This window comes from Georgenia sp. M64 (assembly GCF_038049925.1).
In the GTDB taxonomy this organism is placed as follows: Bacteria; Actinomycetota; Actinomycetes; order Actinomycetales; family Actinomycetaceae; genus Georgenia.
In genome coordinates this window covers 2428840-2455601 of the sequence record NZ_CP145809.1, presented here as the reverse complement: position 1 = coordinate 2455601, position 26762 = coordinate 2428840, and the positions used below count along the sequence as shown (strand labels likewise).

Sequence of the window (26762 nt, the reverse complement as noted above, 5' to 3'; positions counted from 1 at the left end):
GCGGCTCCTCACTCAGCCGCGGCGGCCGGCCGCCGGGCGACCCGAGACGAACGCCTGGATCGCGACGACGGCGGCCCCACGGGCCCACTGGTGGAAGTCGCCCGGCCGCACGATCACCTCGACCTCGCTCGCGTCGGGGTCGCGGCCGCTCGCCAGGCCCTGCGCGAACGCCGCCGCGGCGACGTCGGCGAGCCGGACGCCCTCGCCGCCGATGACGACCGCCGGCGCCGTCGTGAAGTTCGCGGCGGCGGCGACCATGATGCCGAGCGCACGCCCCGAGTCGTCGACGACGGCGCGGGCCACGGCGTCACCGGCAGCAGCCAGGTCGAGCGCCTCGTCGTAGCCGACCCACCGGCCCACGGCCGCGGAGACCGCGCCGCTGATCCCGCCGACCGTGAGCATCGCCGACGCGCACCCGCGGTGCCCGACGAGGCAGCGCGGCCCGCCGGGGTCCAGCGGGTGGTGGCCGACGAGCCCCAGGCCCGCCTCGGGGCTGGTGACCAGGCGCCGGTCGGCCACGAGGCCGAACCCCACCCCGGCCCCGATCGTCAGCAGCCCGAAGGTCGCGTGCTCGCGCCCGGCGCCGAACCAGTGCTCCGCCTCGGTCAGGGCGGTGACGTCGTTCTCGATCACCGTGGGCAGCCCGGTCGCCGACGCGACGAGCTCGGCCAGCGGCACGTCGCGCCAGCCGAGGAAGGGGGCGCGGGTGACCACGGTCGCCTCCCGGGTGTTGCCGCCGAGGCTCACGCCCACGCCCTGCAGCCCGCCGCGGTCGGCCGCCTCGGCGCCGAGCGCGGCCACCAGCTCCGCCACGGCCGCGACGACGCCCGCCGGGTCGTGCCCCGGCAGCGGCATCGTGCGCTCGGCCACCACACCCGCACGCAGCGTGGTGACGACGCCGAAGGCGGTCTCCTCCGTGAGCTTGACGCCCGCGAAGTGGCTCGCCTCGGGGATGACGTCGAGCGGCTGGGTCGGGCGGCCGAGCCGGGCCTCGCTCGCCGACGGCTCGGCCTCGACGAGGAGACCCGACTCGAGCAGGGGCTTGGTGAGCCGGGTGAGGGAGGCCTGGGAGAGCCCGAGCCGGGACGCGAGCGCGGTGCGGGAGAGCGGGCCGTTGACGAGCACCTCCAGCGCCACCGCCTGGGCCGAGCCCTCGAGCGGCGCCCACGTGGTCCTCGTCATGATCCGCAGTCTAGGAGTACCGACGCCTTCCTGTCGCGACAAAACAAAAGGCCCGCCTCGGCGGTGCGGCCCGTCACACTGAACGGCCCGCAGCTGTGCGGCCGGACTCGCGAGAACCGCGACGTTCTTCGCGCAAGGCTGCGACGTTTCGCGCGGTGGCGGCGACGGGCGGGTGGAGGGGGTTGACGGGGCACTTACTTCTGCAGTAGAAATAACCCACTGAACGCGACGCCCCAACGAAGGAGCCCTCAGTGACCATCACCGCAGCGGCCACGCCGGTCACCACCACCCACGTGCACCTGCGCACCGGCGGCACCAGCCTGCTGCTCGACGTCGCCGGCGAGCAGCTCCCGCGCGTCCTGCACTGGGGCCCCGACCTCGGGGAGCTCACCGAGGACGACGTCGCCGAGCTGCGGCGCGCCAGCGAACCCCCGCTCGTCTCCGGGCAGGCCGACGTCGTCGTCCCCGTGGGTCTGGTCGCCGAGCACTCCCGCGGCTGGTTCGGCACCCCGGGCCTGACCGGGCACCGGTCGGGAGCCGACTTCTCCACCGCCTTCACCCTCACCGGCGTCACCACCGAGCGCCCCGACGGCGACCCCGTCGTCGCCGAGCGCGTGGTCGTCACCGCCGCCGACGACGTCGCCGGGCTGGTCCTACGGGTCGAGATCGAGCTGCTCACCTCCGGCCTGCTGCGCGAGCGCGCCGACGTGACCAATACCGGTGCGGGGGTCTTCGACCTGACCTCCCTCGACCTCGCCCTGCCCGTGCCCACGGAGGCGCAGGAGATCCTCGACCTCACCGGCCGCCACCTGCGCGAACGCGCGCAGCAGCGCCACGCCTTCACGCTCGGCACCCACCTGCGTGAGTCCCGCCGCGGCCGCGGGCACGACGCCAGCCTCGTCATGGCCGCCGGCGAGCAGGGCTTCGGCTGGCGCCGCGGCGAGGTCCGGGCCGTGCACGTGGCCTGGTCGGGCAACACCCGCACGTACGCCGAGCGCACGAACCTCGGCGACTCCCTCCTCGCGGGCGGCGAGCTCCTGCTGGCCGGCGAGGTGCGGCTGGGGGAGGGGGAGGCCTACACCGGCCCCTGGGTCTACGCCTCGCACGGCATCGGCCTGGACGAGATGTCCGCACGGTTCCACCGCTACCTCCGCTCGCGTCCGGGCCACCCGCGCTCGGCCCGGCCGGTGCTCATCAACGTGTGGGAGGCCGTCTACTTCGACCACGACCTCGACCGCCTCAAGGAGCTCGCGGACCTCGCCGCCTCGGTCGGTGTCGAGCGGTTCGTCCTCGACGACGGCTGGTTCGGCTCCCGCCGGGACGACACCTCCGGCCTGGGGGACTGGGTCGTCTCCGCCGACGTCTGGCCCGAGGGTCTGGGCCCGATCGTCGACCACGTCCACGGCCTCGGCATGGAGTTCGGGCTGTGGTTCGAGCCGGAGATGGTCAACCCCGACTCCGACCTCTACCGGGCGCACCCGGAGTGGATCCTCGCCACCGGCGGGCGCACCCCGGTCCCGGCCCGTCAGCAGCAGGTCCTCGACCTCGCCCACGACGGCGCCTACGCCCACGTCCGCGACCAGGTCCTGGCCGTCCTGGCCGCCTACGACATCGACTACGTCAAGTGGGACTACAACCGCGACCTCGTCGACGCCGGGCACTGGCCCACCGGCCAGGCCGGGGTGCACCGCCAGGTCGAGGCGGTCTACCGCCTCATCGACGAGATCCGCGCCGCCCACCCGGACCTGGAGATCGAGTCCTGTGCCGGCGGCGGCGGCCGCGCCGACCTCGGCATCCTCGAGCGCACCGACCGGATCTGGACCTCGGACTGCATCGACCCCCTCGAACGCCAGCAGATCGAGGCCGGCACCGCCCTGCTCCTGCCGCCCGAGCTGGCCGGCTCGCACATCGCCTCCCCGGTCTCGCACACCACCGGCCGGGCCCACAGCCTGGACTTCCGCGCCGGCACGGCCTTCTTCTCCCACCTCGGCATCGAGTGGGACATCACCCGCGCCACACCCGAGGAGCTGGCCCGGCTCACCGCGTGGGTCGCCGCCCACAAGGCGCACCGCGACCTGCTGCACACCGGCGACGTCGTCCACGCCGACCACCCCGACGACGCGCTGTGGGTCCACGGCGTCGTCGCCGCCGACCGCGCCGAGGCGATCTTCACGATCGTCGAGGTGCGCACCCCGGTGGCCAACCCGCCCGGCCGGGTCCGCCTGCCCGGCCTGGACCCGGCCGCCCGCTACCGGCTCACCCCGCTCGCCCCCGGCGACGCCGTCGCCGGCCGCACCGGCCAGCGGCCCGCCCCCTGGATGGCCGGCGGCGCCGTCCTCACGGGTGAGACCCTCGCCCGCGTGGGCGTCCAGGCGCCCGCCCTCAACCCCGAGCAGATGGTCCTGCTCCACCTCACCCGGCTCTGACGAGCCACCGGCTCTGACGAGCTACCGGCACTGACGAGCCGGCGCACCCGGCGCCGTCGTCCGCGAACGCCCTCCCCAACCACCCGGCCCCAGGCCGGGGGGTCGACCCACCACACCCTCGTACCCGTCCCAGCGAAGCGACAGGAGCTCCCATGGCCATCACGGCCCCCCACGCGCCGGTCCGGCGCCGCCGCGCACGCCGGTGGGGAGGGACAGAGATGCGCACCGCGCTGCTCTTCCTCCTCCCCGCGTCGATCGGCCTCGTCGCCTTCTACCTCCTGCCCGCCGTCCGGGGGGTCTACTACAGCTTCACCAACTACCAGGTGCTCACCCCGCCCGAGTGGGTCGGCACCGCGAACTTCGAGCGCATGCTCGCCGACCCGCTGTTCTGGAACGCGCTCGGCGTCACGGCGCTGTACGTGCTCATGAACATCGGCGTCCAGACCGTGGTGGCCCTGGCCCTGGCGGTCCTGCTGCACCGGATCACCCGGTCGACCCTCATCCGCGGGATGGCGCTGCTGCCCTACTTCGTGGCCAACGTCATCGTCGCCCTCGTCTGGTACTTCATGCTCGACTTCCAGATCGGCATCGTCAACGTCGCCCTGGGCTGGGTCGGGCTCGACGCGGTCGCCTTCTTCGGCGAGAGCGCCCTCGCCCTGCCCACGATCGCGATGATCAACGTCTGGCGGCACATGGGCTACACCGCCCTGCTGATCTTCGCCGGGCTGCAGGTCATCTCGCCCCAGGTGTACGAGGCCGCCCAGCTCGACGGCGCGAGCGAGTGGCGGACGTTCCGCTCGATCACCCTGCCCCTGCTGCGCCCGGTGCTGGCGATGGTCCTCGTCGTCACGGTCACCGGCTCCTTCCAGGTGTTCGACACCGTCTCGGTCACCACCAACGGCGGCCCGGTCAACGCCACCCGGGTCCTCAACCTCTACATCTACGACCTCGCCTTCGGCCAGCTGAACTTCGGCTACGCCTCGGCGCTGGCGATCGCCCTGTTCCTGCTGCTGGCCGTCATCACCTTCGTGCAGATCAAGCTCATGCGCGCGGGCGAGTCGGACGAGAACTAGGAGAGACCGATGACGATGCCCACCACCACCACGCCCGTCCCGGTCGCCGAGCCCGACGTCGTCGCCGAAACCCGTCCGCCGCGCGAGCGCGTGCGGCCCACCGCCGGCCGGGTCCTGGCCTGGATCGGCCTCATCACCGTCCTGCTCGTGACGGTGTTCCCCTTCTACTGGATGCTGCGCACCTCGCTGTCCACCAACAGCGCGCTGGCCACCGACCCCGGCAACCTCCTGCCCGCCGGGCTGACCCTGGACGCCTACCGCCGCGTGTTCGGGCTGACGTCCCTGGAGGAGAACCTCGCCCAGGGCGGCGCGGGCTCGGCGCTGAACTTCTGGGTGTACCTGCGCAACTCCGTGATCGTCTCCACCGCGATCACCCTCGGTCAGGTCTTCTTCTCCGCGATGGCCGCGTACGCGTTCGCCCGGCTGCGCTGGCCCGGCCGCAACGTCGTCTTCGCCGTCTTCCTCGCCGCGCTCATGGTGCCGGGCATCTTCACCGCCATCCCGAACTTCGTGCTCATGAAGGACCTCGGGCTGCTCAACACCTACGCCGGCCTGGTCCTGCCGACCTTCTTCATGACCCCGTTCGCCATCTTCTTCCTGCGCCAGTTCTTCCTCGGCATCCCGCGCGAGATCGAGGAGGCGGCCCTCATCGACGGCGCCGGCCGGCTGCGGGTGTTCCTCCGCGTCATCCTGCCCATGGCGTCCGCGCCGATCACCACCCTGGCCGTCCTGACGTACATCACGGCCTGGAACGAGTACTTCTGGCCCCTGCTGGTCGGCCAGGAGGAAAGCGTGCGGGTCCTCACCGTCGCGCTGGGCATCTTCCGGTCCCAGACGCCGTTCGGCACGCCCGACTGGTCCGGCCTCATGGCAGCGACGCTGGTCGCCGCGCTGCCCATCGTCGTCCTCTTCGTCGTCCTCGGCCGGCGGATCGTCAACTCCATCGGCTTCTCGGGGATCAAGTGAGCGCCCCGACCGGCCGACCCGTCGCCGAGCCCCAGCCGAGCCCCAAGGAGCACCCCATGCGCCCCACCCGCCGCGCGGCCCTGCCGGCCGCCCTCGCCGCCCTCGCCCTGACCGTGACCGGCTGCGCCACCGACGCGCGCACCACCGGCGACGGCCGCACCGTCATCCAGTACTGGATGTGGGACTCCACCCAGATGCCCGGGTACAACCAGTGCGCCGAGGACTTCGAGGCCGACAACCCCGACATCGACGTCCAGATCGAGCAGTACGGCTGGGACGACTACTGGACCAAGCTCACCGCCGGCATGGTGGCCGAGAACGCCCCCGACGTCTTCGTCGACCACTCCGCCCAGTTCGGCAAGTTCGTCAGCCTCGGCCAGATCCTCGACCTCGAGCCCTACATCGACGAGGCCGGGGTCGACCTGGACCAGTACCAGGAGGGCCTCGCGGACCTGTGGATCGGCCCCGACGGCACCGGCCGGTACGGGCTGCCGAAGGACTGGGACACGGTCGGCATCTACTACAACACCGAGCTGGCCGAGGCCGCCGGGTACAGCGCCGAGGACCTGTGGGAGCTGGAGTGGAACCCCGACGACGGCGGCACGTTCGAGGAGTTCCTCGCCGCCATGACCATCGACGAGAACGGGGTCCGCGGCAACGAGCCCGGCTTCGACAAGGACAACGTCGACGTCTACGGCATGGGGTACAACGAGGCCGGCGGCGGCTACGGGCAGGTCCAGTGGTCCGCCTACGCCCTGAGCAACGACTGGACCTACGCCGACCAGAACCCCTGGGGAACGAGGTTCAACTACGACGACCCGAGGTTCGTCGAGACCATCGCCTGGTGGCGGTCCCTGGTGGAGAAGGGGTACATGCCCTCCCTCGCCGCGGCCACCTCCGGCGTCGGCACCACCGACGCCCTCGCCGCCGGCGGGTACGCCTCGCTCATCGAGGGCAGCTGGAACGCCCGCACCATCCGCGAGCTCGGTGGTGTGGAGACCCAGGTCGCGCCCACCCCGATCGGACCGTCGGGCCAGCGGGCCTCGGTGTTCAACGGGCTCTCCGACGCCATCTGGTCCGGCAGCCCCAACCCCGACGAGGCCTGGCGCTGGGTGGAGCACCTCGGCTCCGCCGACTGCCAGGACGTCATGGCCGAGAGCGGGGTCATCTTCCCCGCCATCACGACCGCCACCGACCGGGCCGTGGAGGTCTACGAGGAGGCCGGGACCGACGCGGCGGCCTTCGCCGTGCACGTGCGGGAGGGCACCACCGTCACCAGCCCGGTCAGCGCCCGGTGGGCCGAGCTCACCTCGGTCATGGCCCCGGCCATGGACGCCGTGCTGTCCTTCCAGACGGAGCCGGAGTCCCTCGCCCGGGCGAACGAGCGGGTCAACGCCCTGTTCGGGAGCGAGGAGTAGCAGCGCCGTCCCGCGCCGGCGCGCGCCGTCGCCGACGAGCGGCCCGTCTCCTCCCCGGAGGCGGGCCGCTCGGTGGTTGAGTAGGAACGTGAGCACCAGGTACGCGGCCCTGCTGCGGGGGATCGCCCCGAGCAACCCGAACATGACCAACGACAAGCTGCGGGGTGTCTTCGAGGGGCTCGGGTTCGACTCGGTCGCTTCGGTCCTGGCCAGCGGCAACATCGTCTTCAGCGGCAGGAGGAGCGACGTCCCCACGCTCGAGCGGCGGATCCAGCGCGCGCTCCACCGTGAGCTCGGCATCCCCGGCGGCACCATCGTCCGTGAGCACGCCGAGCTCCGCGCCCTGCTGGACAGCGACCCGTTCCCGGGGCTCACGCACGGGCGAGGCACCTACCTGACGGCGACGTTCCTCAAGGACGGCGCCCAGCCCCCGGACCGTCTGCCCGAGCGGTCGGACCCGCGCGCCCGGGTCGTGGGCTTCGACGACGCGGCCCGGGTCTTCCTCGCGGTCATCGACAACAGCGACCCGGGCCGGACCCCGGACTTCATGGCCTGGCTGGAGAAGACCTACGGCAAGGACATCACCACCCGCACCTGGCTCACCGTCCAGCGGATCGTGACGAAGATGGAGAGCTGACGGCGAGGTGCGCCCGACAGGACGACGTCAGGCCGGGGACGCGGGCGTCAGGACGGCCACCGGGATGGCGCGGCCGCTCTTCTCCTCGTAGTGGGCGAAGGGCGGCGCCTGCGCGACGACGACGTCCGCCCAGAGCTCGAGGCGCTCGTCCGGCGCGGCCACCCGGACGTCCACGTCGAGCGCCCGGCGACCGATCTCGACGCGACCGGTCGGCGTCGCCCGGATGTTGCGGAACCACTGCGGCTCGTGCGACGAGCCGCCGTTGGTGCCGGTGACCAGGAACCGGCCGTCGTGCTCGAAGTACGCGACCTGCACGGTGTGCGGAGTCCGCGTCCGGCGTCCCGGGACGGTGAGCAGGAGCACCGGCACCCCCTTGGCGGATCCGCCGACGCGTCCGCCCGAACGCCGGTAGAGGGCGACGGCGAGGGTGTTGGCGGTGCGCAGGAGAGACCTCAGCGCCGCGTTCACGCCACGCCTCCTCGAGCCGACCAGCCTGCATCTGTTGTGGGTCTGGGCCCCGTGCGGACGGCGGGTCGCTGTGGGATCGAGGAGGCGATGGCGAGGGTGAGACCGGACGTGAGGCCGAGCAGCGCGACCCAGACGCCGCGCGGGGTGCTCAGCGCCAGGTCGGGTCCGCCGATGCCGGCGGGGGTGGCCGCGATGCCCGTGACGAGGATGCCCGCGACGACACCGCACAGGGCGCGCCGGCGGACCCGGCCGCGCCCGGACAGTGCGAAGCCCCCACCGATGCCGATGGCTGCGAAGGCGATCGCGCCGCCACCGAGCCCCTGCGTCACGAGAGCGACGACCGCGCCCGGCATGAGGAGCGGTGCGACCGCCAGGGCGAGCGGGGCGAGCGCGAGCAGCCGCCAGTGCGGTCGGCCGCCCGTCCGTCGCAGGTACTCGGCCCAGCCGAGCAGTGCCCCGGTGACCCCGGCGGGGAGGAGGACGGCGAGCACGGTTCCGCCCCAGCTCACGACGGACTCGGCCCCGACCATCTCGGCCATGTAGCCGCGCAGCCCCGCTCCCCAGGCGAGGCCGGACACCCCGCCCACGGCGATGTGGGCGGCGAGCGACGGGCCAGGCGCGACGGCGAGCGGCGTGGGTGCGACCTGAGCGAGCTGGTCCGACATCGCGGTCTCCAAAGCTCACGGGCGAGATCGCCCATGTAGTAAGGTCAGCCTGAAAGTAAGGCAAACCTTAGGACGGAGTAGGGTGCCGGCGCAAGAGCCCAACACCATCGCGATGCTCGGGCAGGCCTACAGCCTCCTGGGCTTTCGCATCGTCGAGGGCGTCGTGGGAGCGGGGTACCCGCAGAAGCCGCGACACTCGGCCGTGTTCGCCCAGATCGGGCGCGAGGGCGCGCGCTTGAGCGATCTCGCCCGCGGGGCGAACATGACGCCGCAGTCGATGCTCGAGCTCGTGGACGAGCTCGAGGAGCTCGGGTACCTGCGCCGCGAGCCGGACCCGACGGACCGGCGGGCGAAGCTCATCCGCCTCACCCCTCTCGGGGAGCGGACGGTCGACGCCGGCCGGGCGACCGTGAGCGGGATCGAGCAGACGATCACCCAGGTGCTCGGCGCCGAGGGGCACGCCGAGCTCCGCCGTCTGCTCGGGCGGCTGCTCACCGAGGTGGGGGACCAGGCTTAGGTCACCACAGCCCCGTGTACGACCGCAGCACGACATCGATTCGGACGGCGCGGACCGTCGAGCGGGCAGGTCACCGGCCGGCCTCGCCGAGCGTCCCCAGAGCTGCTTCATGAAGCTCGGTCCACCGTGCCATCGCCGCGGCCGCTGCTGTCGCGGCGGTCTGGGCCTGCGCCGTCGCCGCAGGGTCCACCTGGGCCTGGGCGGCCGCCAGGGTGAGCGCACGTTCGGCCACCACGACGTCGCGGTAGGCCTCGTGGAGCTGCCGCAGCTCCGGGGCGCCACCGAGGGGGAAGCCGGCCTCGACGTCGTCGGCGGCGTCGATGGCGTCGTCGTACAACCCCACGACGCGCCCGCGGAGGTCCGCCGCGACGTCACCCCCGCGCGGGAAGTACAGGGCCTCCTCGTACGCCACCGCGGCGGTGTCCCGCAGCACGACGAGCAGGGGAAGCTCCTCGCTCAGGTACGCCCCCAGGGCACCGGCGTCGGATGGGGCGGGGCTGTCGGCGGGGGCGAGAACCGCCGTCGTCACCGCCGAGACGAGGGCGACGACGGTGGTCACGAGGACCAGTCGTCCGGCCTCCCGTGGGGCGCCGGGGCGGCGGAGGACGCCGACCCCGGCGAGCAGCGGCAGACCGGCAAGTGTCACGGTCGCGGCGGCCGGCTCCAGGACCGCCCAGACCCCGTCGGTGCCGAGCGGGCCCCCGGCCCGGACCGCGGCGACCACGACGCCGGCCGGCGCGGCGAGGACGACGGTGACGGCGCCGGCGAGGACGCCGTCGGCGAGGCCCCGCACCCCGACGACGACCAGCACCGCCAGGGCCGCCCCGACAGGTGCCCAGATCAGACCCCCGAGTCCAAGCTCGTCGGCGACCGCGCCGGCCACCACCGCGGCAGCCGCGCCCACCAGACCGGCCACCGCCGCCGTCGCGAGCCGCCGGTGGTGGTCGGTTCGGCGGTCCCGGACCAGAGCGCCCGTCGCGACGGCGACCACCGCGAGGCCGAGCAGCCACGCCGCCGGACTCTGCGCGGCCACGAACGGCAGGAACGCGAGGACGAAGACGGACAGGCCCCCGGCGACGAGCTCGGCCACGCCGGTCACCGCGTCGGCGGCGAGAGCGCACGCCACCGCAGCTCCCAGGGCCACCGCGCGCGGAGGCCCGGCGGCGAGCTCTCGGCCCACGACGAGGACGGCGCCCAGGAGCAGGCCCGTCAGGCCCGCTGCGACGGCGTCGACGGCGGAGCCCTGGACGAGGCCGGTCCCGCCGAGCGAGAGGAGGGCGCCGACCGCCACCCCGGCGGCGAGCGCCGCACCCGTGGCGGCGGTCCGGCCCGGACCGTTGACCGGCCGGCCCACGGAGCCGGTGCGCCAGACCTCCGCGCCGACGACGGCGCCGAGGCCCCCGAAGGACACGGCTCGCGCGGCCCGGGCGGCAGTGAGAGCGTCCCAGGCGAACGCCTCGGCGGCCAGCGCCTGGAGCAGGGGGAGCGCGGCGCCGGCGGCGAACCCGGCGACGAGCAGGGTCGCCGGGCTCAGCCGCGCTCGCCGGCCCGGGTCCAGGACGTAGGCGACTCGCTCGGGCCCGGTGGGGTGCAGCGCGAGGAGACGGCGCTTGCGGAGGAGACGGTGCCCGGGCGGGCCGGGCACCCGGCCGAAGACCGCAGCCACCCCGTGCGGGTCGCCGGACCACATCGCCGCGCGGAGGTCGGCCTCGTGCTCACGCCGGCGCAGCAGGAACGCCCTGGCGAGGTACACCGCGCTCGCCAGGGCGACTGCGCGGACGAGGTAGCTCGGCAGGAGGGACCGGTCGCCGCCCGCGAGCCGGAGGACGACGGGGACAGCCAGGACCGGCAGCGTCGCGTACCAGGAGTACAGCGCGAGGTACGCCAGGGCGACGTCGTGGTGGCGGACGTGGGCGAGCTCGTGCCGCACGACGGCGTCGTACGTGGCCGGCCGGCGTCGGGCCGTACCCAGGAGGGCGGGGGTGACCCGGACGAGGTAACGACCCGGCCGCCCGAGCGCGAGGGCGCCGGTGCGGGGGTCCTGCGGGTTCCACACGAGCTCCGGTGCCGGGACGAGCCCGGCCTGCGCGGCGACGTCGGCGTGCCGGCGCGCCCCCGGGCTCTGTGGCGGCACGGGGACGAGGTCGTCCGAGCGCACCCGCCGTCCGGGCTGGGCCGCGACCAGGCCCGCGGTGGCGACGAGGATGACGAGGGGTACCGCGACCATCCAGTGCAGGGACGTCCCGGCCGGCTCACCCATGGCGAGCCACTGCCCGACGAACACCCCGGCGAGGAGGATCGTGGCGGTGAGAAGGGCGAACGCGGTCAGCGTCGCGGTGGCCGGGTGGTGCGAGCCGACGTCGGGTGCCCACCGTCCGGGCGTGGCCACGCACGCCGCGGTCACGTGCTTGCGGCCAGGGAGAGCCGGCCCACGAGGGCATCGGCGATGAGGAGCGCGTCGTCGTCCTCCAGCCCCATCTGCCGGCAGACGGTCGAGGCGGTCTCGTGAACGCGGCGCAGGGTCGCGGCGGGGACAGGTGCCACCGTCTCGTCGGCAGGGTCCCGGTGCAGGAGGCGTCTGACCCAGGAGCGCAGCATCGGTTGCACCTCCTCCTCGGTGGCACCCGCGAGGAGCTTGCCGAGGAACCGCACGGCGGCCGTTGCCGCCGCGACGACGTAGGGCGCGAGCAGGACGACGACCTCCGCGCCGGAGCCGAGGGCGGTGTCCCGCTCCGGCGGGGGCACGGTGCCCCGGCCCGCGACGAGCTCGGTGCGTCGCGCGCGGAACACCTCCAGCTCCTCGGGGACGCTCTGGGCGAGCACGGCGTCGGTGAGGGCGCCGACGACCTCCGCCTCCAGCTCCGGAGGGAGGACCGGGGCTCCGAGGTCGATGATCTCTCGTGTCATCTCCGCCTCCTCAGATCTCGTCGGACATCAACGCGCACGTCCAGGCCCCGACGTACTCCGCCGAGGCGGCGAGGTCGTCGCCGGCGGCCATCGCCCAGTCGCCGGAGGCCATGACGTCGTCGTAGGTCCCGGAGTCCATCGCCCAGGCGACCTCGCCGAGGGCGTCGGCGAAGTCGGTGAGGGCGAGCACGAGGTCGGCGGCGGCCGGGTCGTCCGGCTGCAGGGAGGACGCCTGCTCGGCGACGGCGCCCGCGAGCTGGGCGGCGACGAGGGAGAGGGTGACGGGCTCGGACTCGCCGATCGCATCCTTGGCTCCCGCGTACTCCTCGATGGCCGAGCCGCACAGGGTGTCCACCATGGCGAGCCAGGTACCGGTCGCATCGGTCATGGGGTCCGGCGCGGGCTCGGTGATGGGTTCCGGGGCGGTCGTGGGGTCTGGTGCCGGTTCGGTCGTCGGCGGTGGGGCCGGTTCGGTCGTCGGCGGTGGGGCCGGCTCGGTCGTGGGCGGTGGCGCCGGTCCCGGGGTCGGCGCCGGTCCGGGAGCTCCGCACCCGGCGAGCAGGACGAGGGCGACGACGGCTCCTGCGAGCCTATGGGCGGCGTGCTTCTCGGACATGACAGCCTCCGCGGTGGAGCGCGGGCGGCGCTCCACCTCCAGTGCACCGCGAGGACGGGCCACCCGCCAGGGACGATTGTCCCCGGAACGGGGGATACGCCCGGGCGTGGACGCGTGTTGACGTGGTCGCCGCCGCCGGGAAGCATGCGGGCGTGACGTACGAGTTCGAGGCCGAGCTCTGGCAGTGGGACGCCCGGCAGGCGGACACCTGGACGTTCGTGGCGCTGCCCACCGAGATGGCCGACGACATCCTCGAGGTGTCCGCCCCGTTCGCGCGCGGGTTCGGCTCGGTGCGGGTCGAGGTCACCGTGGGGGAGACGGTGTGGCGGACGTCGATCTTCCCCGACAGCAAGCGCGGCACCTACGTGCTGCCCGTCAAGAAGGCCGTCCGCGCCGCGGAGGGTCTCGCGACCGGAGACGCGGTTCGGGTCGGGCTGGTGGTCCTGGGCGAGTGAACCCGCCGGTCGGTCCGTCCGTCCGTCCTCACCAGCAGGACGATGTGGTGTCGAGCAGGTACCTCACTGCCAGGCCTCGAGCTCACTCTCGGGGAGGTACTCGTCGAAGGTCCGCGGGACGTGGAACGACATCGTTCCGAAGGTTCTCGGCGGCGCCTTCCGCACGGCCTCCGGTCGAGCCACCGGCACTCCCGCCCGGGCGGTGAAGACCTCCTCGCCGCGCTCGACACGCGTCAACAGCTCGGACAGTCGTGTCTTGGCCTCCTGGACGTTCACCGTCTCCATCGATCGACGATACGGCGAGCTGGCGCTCACGCCCGGCGCAGCAGCCGCATCGCGTTGAGGATCACGACCAGCACCGATGCCTCGTGGACGAGCATGCCCACCGACATCGTCACGCCACCGAGCAGCACCCCGACCAGGAGCAGCGCCACGGTGACCAGGGCGACGGCGATGTTCTGCCGGAGGGTGCGCACGGTCCGGCGGGCGAGGGCGAGCGCCTCGGGCAGGCGGGAGAGCCGGTCGCCCATGAGGGCGATGTCGGCGGTCTCCACGGCGACGGCGGTCCCGGCCGCGCCCATCGCCACGCCCACGTCCGCCGTCGCGAGGGCGGGGGCGTCGTTGACGCCGTCGCCCACCATCGCCACCACGTACCCGGCACGCTGGAGCTCGCGCACCGCCGTGAGCTTGTCCTCCGGCAGCAGCCCGGCCCGCACCTCGTCCACACCTGTGGCCCGTGCGACCTCGGCGGCGACGGCGGCGGTGTCGCCGGTGAGCATGACGACGCGCCGCACCCCCGCGGCGTGCAGGGCGGCGACCATGGGGGCGGCCTCCGCGCGCACCGTGTCCGCGACGCCCAGCGCGCCCACCACCCGACCGTCGACGGCCAGGGCGAGGGGTGTCCGGCCCCGGCGCGCGAGGTCGGCGGCGGCCGCTGTGGCGCCGTCGTCGGCGATGCCCTGGGCGGCCAGGAGGGCCGGGGACCCGATGACCACCCGGGTGCCCTCGACCACCGCGACCACGCCGCGCCCGGCCACGGGCTCGGTCGGACCGGGGACCCCGACGGCGACGCCGGACTGCCGGGCGGCGTCGAGGACCGGCCGGGCGAGCGGGTGCTCGGAGCCGGCCTCCGCCCGGGCGGCCCAGGTCAGGACCTCGGCGCGGGTGAGCCGGTGGTCCAGGACGACGACGTCGGTGAGGACGGGCCGGCCGGTGGTGAGGGTGCCCGTCTTGTCGAGGGCGACGGCGTCGACGCGTGCAGCGGTCTCGAGGTGGTCCCCGCCCTTGACGAGGATGCCGTCGCGGGCACCGCGCCCGATGCCGGCGACGACCGCGACCGGGACGGCGATGACGAGTGCGCCCGGGCAGCCGATGACGAGCAGGGTCAGGGCGAGCTCGACGTCGCGCGAGAGCAGCCCGGCCATCACCGCCAGGACGATGATCCCGGGGGTGTACCACCGGGCGAAGCGGTCCAGGAACGCCTGCGTGCGAGCCCGGGCGTCCTGCGCCTCCTCCACACGGTGGATGATGCGGGCGAGGGTGGTGTCCGACCCGGTCCCGGTGGCCCGCACGTGCAGCAGCCCCCCGAGGGAGACGGTGCCGGCGTAGACGGTGTCGCCGGCGGTCTTGTCCACCGGCACGGACTCACCGGTGACGGCCGACTCGTCCAGGGCACCCGTGCCTGCCGTGACCTCACCGTCGACCGGGACCTTCGCGCCGTACTTCACCAGGACGCTCTCGCCCGGGGCGACCTCAGCGGCCGGGACCTCCACCTGCTCGCCGTCGCGCAGGACGACGGCGACGTCGGGCGCCACGGCCACGAGCTCGGCCAGCGCGGCGCGGGTCCGGCCGAGCGTCGCGGCCTCGAGCGCGTGCCCGACGGCGAAGAGGAAGGTCACCGCGGCGGCCTCCCAGTACTCCCCGATGACGACGGCGCCCAGCGCGGCGACGGAGACGAGCAGGTCGATCCCGACCACCCGGGCGGCCAGCGCCCGGACGGCCGAGCGGAGCACCGGGGCGCCGGCGACCGCGGCGGCGGCGACCATGAGGGCGTCACGCGCCGGGGCCGAGACGAGGCCGATGAGCAGGGCGGCCAGGATGAGGGCGCCGGAGCCGGCGGGCACGGCCCACCGGCTGCGGGAGAGAGTGGTCACGGGGGGCTCGTCAGAACGTCGCCGGGCGGGCGGTGTACCCGGCGCGGGCGACGGCCTCGACCAGCGCGGGGACCTCGGCGACGCCGGGGTCGTGGTCGATCTCGATGCGCCCGGAGGCGAAGTGCACGGTCACGGCGGAGACGCCGTCGAGCCGGCGAACCTGCTTGTCGATCTTGGTCACGCAGGACGGGCAGGTGAAGCCCTCGGCACGCAGGACGGTGCGGGTGGTCGGGGTGGTCATGGTCGTTCCTCTCTGTCGATGAGCCCGACGCTACGAACGGCGTCGACGGCGGACCATGACGGCCGTCAATCAACGGCACCGGCGGGTCTAGCCTGAGGCGGTGGCCCGCCGGCACGTTCCCCTGCGCAGCACCTGCGCCCAGCCGCACCGCTGCGCCCGCGACGTGCGCCTGGCCGTGCTGCGGCAGGTGCCGTACTTCCGCGGCCTGTCCCAGGACGAGCTCGCCGCCGTCGACGAGCGCATGGTGTCGCTGTCGTGGGCCGAGGGTGACCCGCTCTACACCGCCGGTGAGCCGGCCGAGCACCTCTTCGTCGTCGCGGCGGGGCGGGTGAAGCTCACCCGGACCGCGGCGGGCGGCACCGAGGTCATCACCGACGTCCTCGCGCCCGGGGACCTCCTCGGTGCGCTGAGCACCCTGGGGGAGCCGACCTTCGCCGAGTCCGCCGTCGCGCTGACCACCACGTGCGCGCTGCGGATCGGACCGGCGGCGTTCCGCGAGGTCCTCACCGAGCACCCGGCCGTCGCGCTGCGGGTGCTCGACGACCTCGCCGTCCGGCTCGCCCGGGCCCGGTCCGACGCCGGCCGGTCGGGCGAGAGCGTCGCCGCGCGCGTGGCCGCCGTCCTGCTCCGACTCGCCGACCGGATGGGCCAGGAGCGCCCGGGCGGCGGTGTGCTCATCCAGGTCCCGCTCTCCCGCGCCGACCTCGCGGCCATGGCCGGCTCGACGCCGGAGTCCGTCTCACGGGTGATGAGCCGGTGGCGCTCCGACGGGCTCGTGGACTCCGGCCGACGGTGGACGGCGCTGCTCGACCGGGACGGTCTCGCGCGGATCGCGGCCGCCTGACCGGGCCTGGCGGCCGCTGGCCGCTGGCCGCTGGCCGTGGCCGTGGCCGTGGCCTTGGCCGAAGATTCTGTACGGAGTATCCGTACGTTCTTTACGGCGTCGGCGGGGAGTCCGACCGCACGCCGGTGGTCACGGGTTCTGCGTCCGGGTCGTCCAGGCGGCTGCCGTGCACCCGGCTGCGCCAGGTGAGCAACCCGCCGCTGACGAGCGCGGCGCCGGCCGAGGCGAGGAGGATCGCGGCCTTGACGTGCTCCCCGCGCGGTGAGCCGCCCGGGAACGAGAGCTCGCCGATGAGGAGGGAGACGGTGAAGCCGATCCCGGCGACGACGCTGACGGCGGCGAGGTCCGGCCACCGCACGGAGGGGTCGAGCCGAGCCCTCGTCAGGCCCACGAGCGCCGCGGTGGCCAGGAGGATGCCGACCGGCTTGCCGAGGACCAGCCCCAGCGCCACGCCCTGGGCCGCCGGGTCGCCGAGGGCGTCCCGCAGTGCCTCCGGGCTCAGGCTCACCCCGGCGGCGAAGAAGGCGAACACCGGCACGGCGAGGCCGGCCGAGACCGGCCGCCACACGTGCTCGTAGTGCTCCGCGAGCCCTCTGGTGGCGCCGCCGCGCGCGAGGACCGGCACGGTGAAGCCGAGCAGCACGCCGGCGATGGTGGCGTGCACGCCCGCGGAGTGCATGAGCGCCCACGCCGCCACGGCGACGAGCGCGAGCAGCCAGGGAGAGTGGCGCCGGCGGACCAGGAGGGCGAAGACGGCGATCGCGGCGAGCGCGCCGCCGAGCTCGAGGACGTGGATCCCGTCGGAGTAGAACAGCGCGATGACGACGATCCCGAGCAGGTCGTCCACGACCGCCAGGGTGAGCAGGAAGGCGCGCAGCGCCGTCGGGAGGCGCCGCCCGAACAGGGTGAGCACGGCGACGGCGAAGGCGATGTCGGTCGCGACCGGGACGGCCCAGCCGTTCGTGGCGCCGTCGTCGGCGAGGACGTTGACCAGGAGGTAGAGCAGCGCCGGGACCGCCATGCCGCCGACGGCGGCGAGGATCGGCACGATGGCCGTGGCCGGGCGGCGCAGCTGGCCCTCGACCATCTCCCGCTTGAGCTCCAGGCCCACGACGAAGAAGAAGATCGCGAGCAGCCCGTCGGTGGCCCACTGCGCGAGCGTGAGGTCGAGGTGCAGGGCCGCGGGACCGACCACCGTGCCGCTGAGGGCGGCGTAGGTGTCGCGGGCGGGGGAGTTGGCCAGCAGCAGGGCCAGGACGGTACCGAGGACGAGGAGAACGGCGCCGGTGTTCTCGGCGCGCAGGGTGTCGGCGAAGTTGCGCCGGCCGCCCGGCGTCAGCCGGCTGATGACCGTTCGGGGGGAGGGACGGACATCCCCGGGCGCGACCTTCCCGGACGCGACCGTCGGGGCAGGTACCTCGGCCGTCCGGCGGCCGGGGGCACTCACCTCGCCCGCCCGAGGGACTCGACGTAGGCCTGGACGACGCTGGTGTCGAGGTCGCCGAGCCCGGCGTCGGTGAGCCCGGTGAAGACCTCCCGGGTGACGTCGAGCTGCGGGGTCGCCGTCCCGGTCGCGGCCGCCTCGGCGGTGGCGAACCCCAGGTCCTTGACCATGAACCTCGCCGGCCCGGAGGGGCTGTGGTCGTGCTCGGCCAGCCGCGCCTTCTTGACCTCCATCAGGCGGCTCCCGGCATACCCGCCGCCGAGGAGGTCGAACAGGGCGCGGACGTCGAGCCCGGCTCGCTCGGCCACCACGGCGGCCTCGCCGAGGGCAAGGACGGTGGCGGCGACGATCATCTGGTTGCAGGCCTTGGCGACCTCGCCCGCGCCGGCTGGGCCCAGGTGGACCGGGGTGCCGGTCGCGGACAGGACGGGCGCGGCCACGGCGACGTCCTCGTCGCGCCCGCCCATCATCACCGACAGGGTCCCGGCGACGGCGCCCTCCTCCCCGCCGCTCACGGGGGCGTCGACCAGGCGGGCGAGCCCGCCGGTGGCCTCGGCCACCCGCCGTCCCAGGGCGCGCACGCCCTCGGGGGAGACGGTCGAGCAGACGACGACGACCGTCGGGGCGTCCACCCCGGCGAGCAGGCCGTCTTCGCCGTCGAGGACGGCCTCGACGTCGGGCAGGTCCGGCACCATGACGACGACGACGTCCGCGTGGCGCGCGAGCTCGCGTGCCGTGTCGTGCCATGTGGCGCCGTCGGCGACGAGGGCATCAGCCGCCGCGGGCCGGCGGGCGGTGACGTGGAGCTCGAAGCCGGCGCGGGCGATGTTGCGCGCCATGGGCGCCCCCATGACGCCGAGACCGACGAACCCGACCCTCATCGGGCGGCCCGCCGGGCGTCGCCGACGAGGGTCAGCGCCGCGCGGGCGACGGCGAGCCGGGTGGGCACGTCGGCGTCCCTCGGCCGGACCGAGACCTTGACCGCGACGAGAGCGGCCGGTCCGGCGGCGTCGAGCGTCTCGCGCACCTCGTCGGGTCCGAGCAGGGAGGCCGACGACGGCGCGAGAGCCGGGTCGCCGCCGCGGGGCGGGATGTGCGCGTCGCCCCAGGCCTCACCCCACGCGGTCGTCTCGCCAGTGGCGCCGGAGAGCACGACGGCGCCGAGGAGACCGGCGTCGACCGCCCCACGGACGTGCTCGACCGGGGTGGCGGCGCTGCGCCCCTCGATGGCCGAGCGCCCCCAGTTGACGCTGAGGCCGGTAGCGTCGGCGGAGCCGGACACCGAGCCGCCGGCGGTGCGGACCGCGGCGATCTCGTCCTCGAGGGCGAGGAAGCCCTTGACGGCGACGTGCTCGTCCGAGGCGGCGTCGCAGTGCTCCACGAGCAGCTGTGCGCCGGCGAGGTCCCAGCCGGAGATCTCCTCGAGCGACCGCGTCAGGGCGTCGCGGCCGCCGCCGCGCGGTCCGGGGGCGCTGTGCACCTGGATGCCGACCACGCGCCGTCGTCCGTGCTCGTCGGCGAGCCGCAGGGCGAGGTCACGCGCCCGGGCGACGTCGGCGAGGGCGCGGGCCCGGGCGTCGTCGTCGGCAGCGGCGAGGCCGTACGCGGGATCCGTGCCGAGCCGGCCCATGACGGTGGGGATGCACGTGACGAGCAGGTCCCAGCTCGGCAGGACGTTCCGTGCGAGCCAGGCGGGTTCGAGGCTCGGTGCGCCGGGCAGGGGAAGGGGAAGCTCGAGTCCGCCGATCCCGAGGTCGGCGACACCGTCGTAGAAGACGGCCTCGTCGGCGGGGTCGGTCGGTGCCATCGCGTAGGCGCCGAGGAGCGGCAGCCGCACGTCGTCGTGGTCGGTCATCGGGGGATTCTCCTCTAGGGTTCCGTTTGGCGGAACTGCGTTCCACGAAAGTCTCGATCAGGTCACGGTAGCGGTTCTGGGACCTAGGTCGTGTTGCTTGTGGGTCCTCCGTCTGGTTATCTAGGTCCGCACCACGGAACTAAGTTCCACGACATGGCACTTCTGGCAACGCGGTCAGCTCGACGTCGAGGCCAGTGACCCACCACCGGTGCGGGCACGCAGAAAGCACCCGCACGAGATGCGCTCACGTCGTGAGCCGACAGAGGAGTCCTTGAAGATGACGCGAAACAAGGCTGTTTCGATCACGGCCCTGCTGGGGGCCTCGGTGCTCGCGCTCACCGCGTGCAGCGCCGGCACCGGCGCCACCAACCCCGCCGGCGAGACGCCGGCGGCCCAGGGGAGCGAGGCCCCCGAGGCCTCCGGCGACACCCTGGTCATGAAGGCGGCGTTCAACCAGCCCGAGACGCACCCGCAGTACATCGTCCTGGACGAGCTCGGCGACAAGCTGTTCGAGGCCACCGACGGCGCCTACGACATCGAGGTCTTCCCCAACGAGACCCTCGGCGCGCAGCGCGAGACCATCGAGCTGCTGCAGGCCGGCACGCTGGAGATGGCCTACGTGGCCGGACCCCTGCTGGAGAACTTCAACCCCGACTTCGTCGTCTTCAACCTGCCCTTCACCTTCGAGTCGCAGGACCACCAGCGCCAGGTCACCAACGACCCCGAGATCGTCGGCGACCTCTACTCCTCGCTCGAGGACCAGAGCATCAAGGTGCTCGGCGCCTTCCACGGCGGCATCCGGTCCGTCTACAACACCGAGAAGCCGATCAACACCCCCGAGGACCTCGCGGGCATGAAGATCCGCGTCATCGAGTCCGACACCAACATCGAGATGCTCAGCCTCATGGGCGGCACCGGCACCCCGATGGGCCAGGGCGAGGTCTACACGGCCATGCAGTCCGGCCTGCTCGACGGCGGCGAGAACAACGAGCTCATCTACTACAACCTCAAGCAGCACGAGGTCGCCCCGTACTACAGCTACACCCGGCACCTGATGTTCCCCGACTACCTCATCATCAACCCCACCATCTGGGAGTCGATGTCGGCCGAGCACCAGGAGATCTTCAACGAGCTCCTTGCCGAGGCGATCGAGCACGAGGCCGAGCTCTGGAAGGAGCAGGTCGGCGAGGCCAAGGCGGCCGCCGAGGCCGAGGGCGCCCAGTTCAACGAGGTCGACGCCGAGGCGTTCGCCGAGGCCATCGCGCCGCTGACCGAGTCGAAGATCACCAACGACGTCACCCGCACGATCCTCGAGCAGGTCCGCGAAGCGGCCGAGTGATCCCCACCGTCCCGAAGAGGCCCATCCCATGAATGCAGCAAAGAACGCGCTCGACCGCGTCCTGACGTGGACGTGCGTGGCGCTCTTCGCCCTGCTCGTCGTCGACGTCACCTGGCAGGTCTTCGCCCGACAGGTCCTCGACCAGCCGAGCGGCTGGTCCGAGGAGCTCGCCAAGTACCTGTTCATCTGGCTGGGCCTCTTCGGGGCGGCGCTCGTCTTCGGCGAGCGCGGTCACATCGCTGTCGAGGTGGCCGTCCGCAAGCTGCCCGTCACCGTGCAGAAGCTCCTCGCGGTGGTCGTGCAGCTCGGCGTCCTCACCTTCACGGCCCTGGTCCTCATCTGGGGCGGCTTCAGCGTGGTCGACCTGGCCTGGGAGCAGAACCTCACCGGCCTGCCGGTCAACGTCGGCCCGCTCTACCTCGCGCTGCCGATCTCGGGCGTGCTCATCGCCCTCTACACCATCTACCACCTGGTACGGATCCTCACCGGCGCGGAGCGCCCGGTCGAGGACACCGAGCCGGACGTCGTGTGACGGAGGGCTGACACATGGAAACCGCACCGCTCGCAGCACTGATCCTCCTCGCCGGCATCTCGATCTTCCTCGTGATCGGCGCCCCCATCAGCATCGCCGTCGGCCTGTCGTCGATGACCGCGCTGTTCGTCGTCCTCGGTGTCGAGAACGGCGTGCTCACCTCGGCCCAGCAGGTCTTCCGGGGCATCAACTCCTTCCCGCTGCTGGCCATCCCGTTCTTCGTCCTGGCCGGCGTCATCATGAACAACGGCGGCATAGCCAGCCGGCTCGTCAACGCCGCCAAGGTCATGGTCGGCCGCACACCGGGCTCGCTCGCCCAGACGAACGTGGCCGCCAACGCGATGTTCGGCGCCGTCAGCGGCTCCGGCGTCGCCGCCGCGGCGGCGATCGGCTCCACCATGGGGCCGATGCAGGCCAAGGAGGGCTACGACCGAGGGTTCTCCGCGGCGACGAACATCGCCTCCGCCCCGGCCGGCATGCTCATCCCGCCGAGCAACCTCATGATCGTCTACTCGCTGGTCTCCAGCGCCTCGGTCGCCGCGCTGTTCGTCGCGGGCTACATCCCCGGCCTGCTGTGGGTGGTCGCCTGCATGATCATCGTCTACCTGTACTCGCGCAGCCGCCCCGAGCTGCGGCTCAGCAGGAAGGTCGGGTTCGCCGAGGGAACCCGCACGATCGTCGCGGCCCTGCCCGCGATGGCCCTCATCGTCGTCGTGATCGGCGGCATCCTCGGCGGGTTCTTCACCCCCACGGAGGCCTCGAACATCGCCGTCGTCTACTCGCTGATCCTCTCGGCGATCTACAAGGCGATCAAGCTCAGCGACCTGCCGCGCATCCTCATGGAGGCGGCCCGCACCACCTCGGTGGTCATGTTCCTCATCGGCGTCTCGTCGATCATGGGCTTCGTCATGTCCTTCGCCAAGGTCCCGGCGATGGTCTCGGAGGCGATGTTCTCGGTCAGCTCCAACCCGGTGGTCCTGCTGCTCCTCATCGCCGTCGTCCTGCTGGTGGTGGGCCTGTTCATGGACCCGACGCCGGCGGTGCTGATCTTCGCGCCGATCTTCCTGCCGATCGTCAGCGCCTTCGGGATCCACCCCGTGCACTTCGGCATCATGATGGTCTTCGCCCTCTCGGTCGGCACCATCACCCCGCCGGTCGGCCCGATCCTCTTCGTCGGGGCCAAGGTGGCCGACCTGGGCATCGAGGACGTGATCCGGCGCCTGCTGCCGTTCTTCGGCGCACTGATCCTGCTGCTGGTCGTCGTGATCTTCACACCCGCCCTGTCGATGTGGCTGCCCGGCGTCCTCGGCCTCGTCGCGCCGTAGCGCACCGAGCTCCCACCACACCGCAAGCACCACAGCCACACAAGCAAGCACCAGCACCACTGCCACACAAGCAAGCACCACAGCCACGCACGTCCGCACCACGAGAGGTCCACGATGGAACAGCGTTACGCCACCAGCCCCGAGCAGATCCCCGGCATGGGCACCGCCGAGCTGCGCGAGCGCTACCTCGTGCCCGCCCTGTTCGCCGACGACGAGGCCCGCGCGGTCTACACCCACCACGACCGCGTGGTCCTCGCCGGGGTGCGGCCGGTCAGCACGACCGTCGAGCTGCCCACCTTCCCGGAGATCCGCTCCGAGTACTTCTTCGAGCACCGTGAGGCGGGCATCGTCAACGTCGGCGGACCCGGCACGGTCGCCGTCGACGGCACCTCCTACGAGCTGGCCCACGGCTCGTGCCTGTACGTCGGCCGCGGCGCCCGCGAGGTGCTGCTGTCCTCGACCGACGCCGGCGGGGAGCAGGGCCCGGCCCGGTTCTACCTCGTCTCCGCGCCCGCGCACACCGCCTACCCGACGACGCTGGTCAAGGCCGGCGAGGGGACGGTCCGCGAGCTCGGCGACCCCCTCACCTCCAACCGGCGCACGCTCAACCAGTACATCCACGAGAACGGCGTGCGCAGCTGCCAGGTGGTCATGGGCGTGACCACGCTGCACCCCGGCAGCATGTGGAACACGATGCCGGCGCACACCCACGACCGGCGCATGGAGGCCTACCTCTACTTCGACCTGCCCGCGGACGCCCGGGTCGTCCACCTCATGGGCCGGCCCGACGAGACCCGGCACCTCCTCATCGGCAACGAGGAGGCCGTCATCTCCCCGAGCTGGTCGGTCCACTCCGGCGTCGGCACCGCGGCCTACAGCTTCGTGTGGGCGATGGCGGGGGAGAACCAGTCCTTCGACGACATGGACGGGTTCCCGATCTCAGAGATGAGATGAGTGCACGCTGGTACCCACCAGCAACCGTCCAGGGACAGGCAGAGACCATGATCAGCGAGACCGCACCCCGACCCGGCCCGACCTCGGTCCACCCCGAGGCCCTCGCCGGGGCGGCCGCCACCGCCAACGCCAGCGAGAAGACCCTCCTCGTCCTCGAGGCGGCGCTCACCCACGACCGGTTCTCCGAGGTCGTGGCGGCCACCGGCCTGGCCAAGGCGACCACGCACCGGATCATCTCCACGCTCGTCGACCGGGGCTTCGTCGCCCTCGCCGCCGACGGCAGCTACCTGCCCGGACCGCAGATCCTCTCCCTGGCGGGCCGCGCGCTCCAGCGCATCGACATCTCCGAGATCGCCCGCCCGTTCGTCGACGAGCTCGTCGCCGAGGTGCACTGCACGGTCCACGTGGGGGCGGCCAACGGCGACGAGATCATCTACCTCGTCCGCACCGACTCCGACAAGCCCTACCAGATGCCCTCCCGGGTGGGGAACGCCATCCCCATGCACTCCTCGGGCATCGGCAAGGCGGTGCTCAGCGGGTACTCCGACGACGCGCTCGAGCGGTTCGTCGCGCGCGCCGGCCTGCCGGCCCGCACCCCGCACACCCTCACCACGCTCGAGGCGCTGCGCGCGGACGTCGCCGACGTGCGCCGCTGCGGCTACGCCATGGACCGCGAGGAGAACGTCCCCGGCGTCGCCTGCGTGGCCGCCCCCATCAGGGACCACACCGGAACCATCAAGTACGGCATCAGCATCTCCACGATCACGGTCGAGCACACGCTCGAGCAGGTCGAGGCGATGTCCGAGGCGGCGCTGCGCACCGCCGACCAGATCTCCCGCGCCCTGGGGTACACGCCCGGGGGCAGCACCGCCCCACCCGTCCTCCGACGCTGACCGCACGAGCGGTAGCGCCGCACCACCCACCTCGCCAGGAGAACACCGACATGACGCACGCGACCACCCCCGCCGCCTTCGCGGAGGACCTCTTCAGCCTCGAGGGGCAGACGGCCGTCGTCACCGGCGCGAGCCAGGGCATCGGCCTGGCGATCGCCGAGACGCTCGCCGCCGCCGGGGCGGACATCGTCGGCGTCAGCTACGACATGCCCCAGGGCGACAGTGAGGTCCGCACCGCCGTCGAGGCCCACGGGCGCACCTTCACCCCCATCACCGCCGACTTCTCCGACCGCGACGCCGTCACCGCCCTCGCGGCGGACCTGGCCGAGCGCGGCGTCGACATCCTCGTCAACAACGGCGGCACCATCCGGCGCATCCCCGCCGCGCAGCACCCCGACGCCGACTTCGACCACGTCATGGACGTCAACCTGCGCACCGCGTTCGTCCTCGCCCGGGAGATCGGCGCCACGATGATCGAGCGCGGCCACGGCCGGATCATCAACACCGCCTCCATGCTCAGCTTCCAGGGCGGCATCAACGTGCCCGGGTACACCTCGTCGAAGTCCGCGATCGCCGGGCTCACCCGCGCCCTGGCCAACGAGTGGGCCCAGCACGGCGTCAACGTCAACGCCGTCGCCCCGGGCTACGTCGCCACCGCGAACACCCACGACCTGCGCCAGGACCCCGAGCGCAGCAAGGCGATCCTCGACCGCATCCCCGCCGGGCGCTGGGCCGAGGCCTCCGACATCGCCGGCGCCGTGCTGTTCCTGTGCAGCCGGGCCGCCGACTACGTCCACGGCGTCGTCCTGCCCGTCGACGGCGGATGGCTGGCCCGCTGATGCGTCTCGTCATCACCGAGTGCGACCACGACTCCTTCGCCGCCGAGCACGAGGTCGCCGACCCCGCCGGCGCCGAGCTGGTCCTCACCCAGTCACGCAGCGCGGAGGAGCTGATCGCCAACGCCGCCGGCGCCGACGCGATCCTCGTCCAGTACGCCACCATCACCGCCGAGATCATGGACGCCCTGCCCTCGCTGCGCGCGATCGGGCGCTACGGCGTGGGCGTCGACTCCGTGGACGTCGACGCCGCCACGGCGCGCGGCATCGCCGTGTGCAACGTCCCCGACTACGGGACCGAGTCCGTCTCGGACCACGCGGTCGCCATGACCCTCGCGGCCGCCCGCGGCATCCCGCGGCTGGACCGGGGGGTGCGCGCCGGGTCCTTCGACCTCGCCGTCGTCCGGCCCGTCTACCAGACCCGCGACCGCGTCTTCGGGATCATCGGCATGGGCCTCATCGGCACCGCCACCGCCCGCAAGGCCGCCGGCCTCGGGTACGAGGTGATCGGCTACGACATCCTCGCCGAGCCCGGCGCGGCGACGTTCCACGGCTTCCCCTCGGTGAGCCTGGACGAGCTGCTCGAGCGCTCCCAGGTGGTCTCCCTGCACACCCCGCTCACCGAGGAGACCCGCGGCATGATCGGCGCCGCCGAGCTCGCCCGGATGCGCACCGACGCCATCGTCGTCAACACCAGCCGCGGCGGCGTCATCGACACCGACGCCCTCGTCGAGGCCCTGGCCACCGGCTCCATCCGCGCCGCCGCGATCGACGTCCACGAGTCCGAGCCCATCGCCGCGGACCACCCGCTCACCACGTTCGACTCCGTCGTCCTGACGCCGCACCTGGCCTGGTACACGGAGGAGTCCTACGACGAGCTCAAGCGGCGCACGGTGGAGAACGTCGTCGAGGTGTGCGCCGGCCGCGCGCCGCGCGACATCGTCAACCCCGAGGTGCTCGGCGCCCCGGGCCGCAACGCCGGCTGCGCACCCGTCGCCGCCCTGACGGGAGCCTGA

Annotated in this window: 27 protein-coding genes; 15 read left to right on the top strand and 12 right to left on the bottom strand. The window is 73.3% G+C overall.

Going from position 1 to position 26762, the window contains the following annotated elements:
• Window positions 1-12: 12 nt before the first annotated feature.
• On the bottom strand, window positions 13-1182 hold the full coding sequence (locus AAEM63_RS11080) for an ROK family transcriptional regulator (RefSeq protein WP_341358332.1): 1170 nt from the start codon (window positions 1180-1182) through the stop codon (window positions 13-15).
• 251 nt (window positions 1183-1433) lie between these two features.
• Here AAEM63_RS11080 and AAEM63_RS11075 point away from each other — a divergent pair, with 251 nt between their 5' ends.
• The 5 genes from AAEM63_RS11075 to AAEM63_RS11055 all read left to right on the top strand — a co-directional run bounded on the left by AAEM63_RS11075 (window position 1434) and on the right by AAEM63_RS11055 (window position 7702).
• Window positions 1434-3608: an alpha-galactosidase gene (locus tag AAEM63_RS11075; protein WP_341358331.1), complete on the top strand. Its 2175-nt coding sequence runs from the start codon at window positions 1434-1436 to the stop codon at window positions 3606-3608.
• Window positions 3609-3760: 152 nt separating this feature from the next.
• Window positions 3761-4681: a sugar ABC transporter permease gene (locus AAEM63_RS11070; protein WP_123919587.1), complete on the top strand. Its 921-nt coding sequence runs from the start codon at window positions 3761-3763 to the stop codon at window positions 4679-4681.
• 15 nt (window positions 4682-4696) lie between these two features.
• Window positions 4697-5647, top strand: a complete 951-nt coding sequence (locus AAEM63_RS11065; RefSeq protein WP_211339001.1) for a carbohydrate ABC transporter permease — start codon at window positions 4697-4699, stop codon at window positions 5645-5647.
• Window positions 5648-5703: 56 nt separating this feature from the next.
• The gene (locus AAEM63_RS11060; protein ID WP_341358330.1) at window positions 5704-7065 is read left to right on the top strand and encodes a sugar ABC transporter substrate-binding protein; all 1362 of its coding nucleotides are present in this window, start codon (window positions 5704-5706) and stop codon (window positions 7063-7065) included.
• An 88-nt stretch (window positions 7066-7153) separates the two neighbouring features.
• Window positions 7154-7702, top strand: coding sequence for a DUF1697 domain-containing protein (locus tag AAEM63_RS11055; protein WP_341358329.1), 549 nt, complete (start codon window positions 7154-7156; stop codon window positions 7700-7702).
• 27 nt (window positions 7703-7729) lie between these two features.
• Here the strand turns inward: AAEM63_RS11055 and AAEM63_RS11050 are convergent, their stop codons facing one another.
• The gene (locus tag AAEM63_RS11050) at window positions 7730-8170 is read right to left on the bottom strand and encodes a nitroreductase/quinone reductase family protein (RefSeq protein WP_341358328.1); all 441 of its coding nucleotides are present in this window, start codon (window positions 8168-8170) and stop codon (window positions 7730-7732) included.
• Window positions 8167-8835 (bottom strand): hypothetical protein, encoded by a 669-nt coding sequence (locus AAEM63_RS11045; protein ID WP_341358327.1) that lies wholly within the window; start codon window positions 8833-8835, stop codon window positions 8167-8169. The genes AAEM63_RS11050 and AAEM63_RS11045 overlap by 4 nt, the downstream gene beginning before the upstream one ends.
• A gap of 82 nt (window positions 8836-8917) precedes the next feature.
• Between AAEM63_RS11045 and AAEM63_RS11040 the strand changes: the two genes are divergently transcribed.
• Window positions 8918-9352, top strand: coding sequence for a MarR family winged helix-turn-helix transcriptional regulator (locus tag AAEM63_RS11040; protein WP_341358326.1), 435 nt, complete (start codon window positions 8918-8920; stop codon window positions 9350-9352).
• A 70-nt stretch (window positions 9353-9422) separates the two neighbouring features.
• Here AAEM63_RS11040 and AAEM63_RS11035 read toward each other — a convergent pair whose 3' ends face one another.
• The 3 genes from AAEM63_RS11035 to AAEM63_RS11025 are packed head-to-tail and all read right to left on the bottom strand — an operon-like array spanning window position 9423 to window position 12647.
• Window positions 9423-11741 carry a M48 family metalloprotease gene (locus AAEM63_RS11035; protein ID WP_341358325.1) on the bottom strand — a complete coding sequence of 773 codons (2319 nt, stop codon included), beginning with the start codon at window positions 11739-11741 and terminating at the stop codon, window positions 9423-9425.
• A gap of 11 nt (window positions 11742-11752) precedes the next feature.
• Window positions 11753-12259, bottom strand: a complete 507-nt coding sequence (locus AAEM63_RS11030) for a hypothetical protein (RefSeq protein ID WP_341358324.1) — start codon at window positions 12257-12259, stop codon at window positions 11753-11755.
• 10 nt (window positions 12260-12269) lie between these two features.
• Complete coding sequence (locus AAEM63_RS11025) at window positions 12270-12647, bottom strand: hypothetical protein (RefSeq protein WP_341358323.1); 378 nt, start codon at window positions 12645-12647, stop codon at window positions 12270-12272.
• Window positions 12648-13027: 380 nt separating this feature from the next.
• On the opposite strand from AAEM63_RS11025, the gene AAEM63_RS11020 reads away from it, so the two are divergent.
• A complete protein-coding gene (locus AAEM63_RS11020) occupies window positions 13028-13330 on the top strand; it encodes a DUF1905 domain-containing protein (protein WP_341358322.1) in 303 nt (100 codons plus the stop codon).
• 63 nt (window positions 13331-13393) lie between these two features.
• Here AAEM63_RS11020 and AAEM63_RS11015 read toward each other — a convergent pair whose 3' ends face one another.
• Genes AAEM63_RS11015 through AAEM63_RS11005 form a run of 3 tightly spaced genes read right to left on the bottom strand, consistent with a single transcriptional unit; the run spans window position 13394 to window position 15724 of the window.
• On the bottom strand, window positions 13394-13615 hold the full coding sequence (locus AAEM63_RS11015; protein WP_341358321.1) for a type II toxin-antitoxin system prevent-host-death family antitoxin: 222 nt from the start codon (window positions 13613-13615) through the stop codon (window positions 13394-13396).
• A 26-nt stretch (window positions 13616-13641) separates the two neighbouring features.
• Window positions 13642-15483, bottom strand: coding sequence for a cation-translocating P-type ATPase (locus AAEM63_RS11010; protein WP_341358320.1), 1842 nt, complete (start codon window positions 15481-15483; stop codon window positions 13642-13644).
• 10 nt (window positions 15484-15493) lie between these two features.
• On the bottom strand, window positions 15494-15724 hold the full coding sequence (locus AAEM63_RS11005) for a heavy metal-associated domain-containing protein (RefSeq protein ID WP_341358319.1): 231 nt from the start codon (window positions 15722-15724) through the stop codon (window positions 15494-15496).
• A 100-nt stretch (window positions 15725-15824) separates the two neighbouring features.
• Between AAEM63_RS11005 and AAEM63_RS11000 the strand changes: the two genes are divergently transcribed.
• Window positions 15825-16568: a Crp/Fnr family transcriptional regulator gene (locus AAEM63_RS11000; protein WP_341358318.1), complete on the top strand. Its 744-nt coding sequence runs from the start codon at window positions 15825-15827 to the stop codon at window positions 16566-16568.
• A gap of 91 nt (window positions 16569-16659) precedes the next feature.
• On the opposite strand, the gene nhaA is transcribed toward AAEM63_RS11000, so the two are convergent.
• Genes nhaA through AAEM63_RS10985 form a run of 3 tightly spaced genes read right to left on the bottom strand, consistent with a single transcriptional unit; the run spans window position 16660 to window position 19867 of the window.
• Window positions 16660-18015 carry a Na+/H+ antiporter NhaA gene (gene nhaA / locus AAEM63_RS10995; protein WP_341358317.1) on the bottom strand — a complete coding sequence of 452 codons (1356 nt, stop codon included), beginning with the start codon at window positions 18013-18015 and terminating at the stop codon, window positions 16660-16662.
• Window positions 18012-18893, bottom strand: coding sequence for an NAD(P)-dependent oxidoreductase (locus tag AAEM63_RS10990; RefSeq protein WP_341358316.1), 882 nt, complete (start codon window positions 18891-18893; stop codon window positions 18012-18014). The genes nhaA and AAEM63_RS10990 overlap by 4 nt, the downstream gene beginning before the upstream one ends.
• On the bottom strand, window positions 18890-19867 hold the full coding sequence (locus AAEM63_RS10985) for a DUF4862 family protein (protein ID WP_341358315.1): 978 nt from the start codon (window positions 19865-19867) through the stop codon (window positions 18890-18892). The genes AAEM63_RS10990 and AAEM63_RS10985 overlap by 4 nt, the downstream gene beginning before the upstream one ends.
• 277 nt (window positions 19868-20144) lie before the next feature.
• Between AAEM63_RS10985 and AAEM63_RS10980 the strand changes: the two genes are divergently transcribed.
• From AAEM63_RS10980 to AAEM63_RS10950, 7 genes are all read left to right on the top strand, one after another.
• A complete protein-coding gene (locus AAEM63_RS10980; RefSeq protein WP_341358314.1) occupies window positions 20145-21206 on the top strand; it encodes a TRAP transporter substrate-binding protein in 1062 nt (353 codons plus the stop codon).
• A 28-nt stretch (window positions 21207-21234) separates the two neighbouring features.
• Complete coding sequence (locus tag AAEM63_RS10975) at window positions 21235-21738, top strand: TRAP transporter small permease (protein ID WP_341358313.1); 504 nt, start codon at window positions 21235-21237, stop codon at window positions 21736-21738.
• A 14-nt stretch (window positions 21739-21752) separates the two neighbouring features.
• Window positions 21753-23063, top strand: coding sequence for a TRAP transporter large permease (locus tag AAEM63_RS10970; protein ID WP_341358312.1), 1311 nt, complete (start codon window positions 21753-21755; stop codon window positions 23061-23063).
• Between the two features lie 114 nt (window positions 23064-23177).
• Window positions 23178-24017, top strand: a complete 840-nt coding sequence (gene kduI / locus AAEM63_RS10965) for a 5-dehydro-4-deoxy-D-glucuronate isomerase (protein ID WP_341358311.1) — start codon at window positions 23178-23180, stop codon at window positions 24015-24017.
• 47 nt (window positions 24018-24064) lie between these two features.
• Window positions 24065-24910 (top strand): IclR family transcriptional regulator, encoded by an 846-nt coding sequence (locus AAEM63_RS10960; RefSeq protein WP_341358310.1) that lies wholly within the window; start codon window positions 24065-24067, stop codon window positions 24908-24910.
• Window positions 24911-24960: 50 nt separating this feature from the next.
• Window positions 24961-25749 carry an SDR family oxidoreductase gene (locus tag AAEM63_RS10955; protein ID WP_341358309.1) on the top strand — a complete coding sequence of 263 codons (789 nt, stop codon included), beginning with the start codon at window positions 24961-24963 and terminating at the stop codon, window positions 25747-25749.
• Window positions 25734-26762 carry a C-terminal binding protein gene (locus AAEM63_RS10950; protein ID WP_341358308.1) on the top strand — a complete coding sequence of 343 codons (1029 nt, stop codon included), beginning with the start codon at window positions 25734-25736 and terminating at the stop codon, window positions 26760-26762. Before AAEM63_RS10955 ends, AAEM63_RS10950 begins: the two co-directional genes overlap by 16 nt.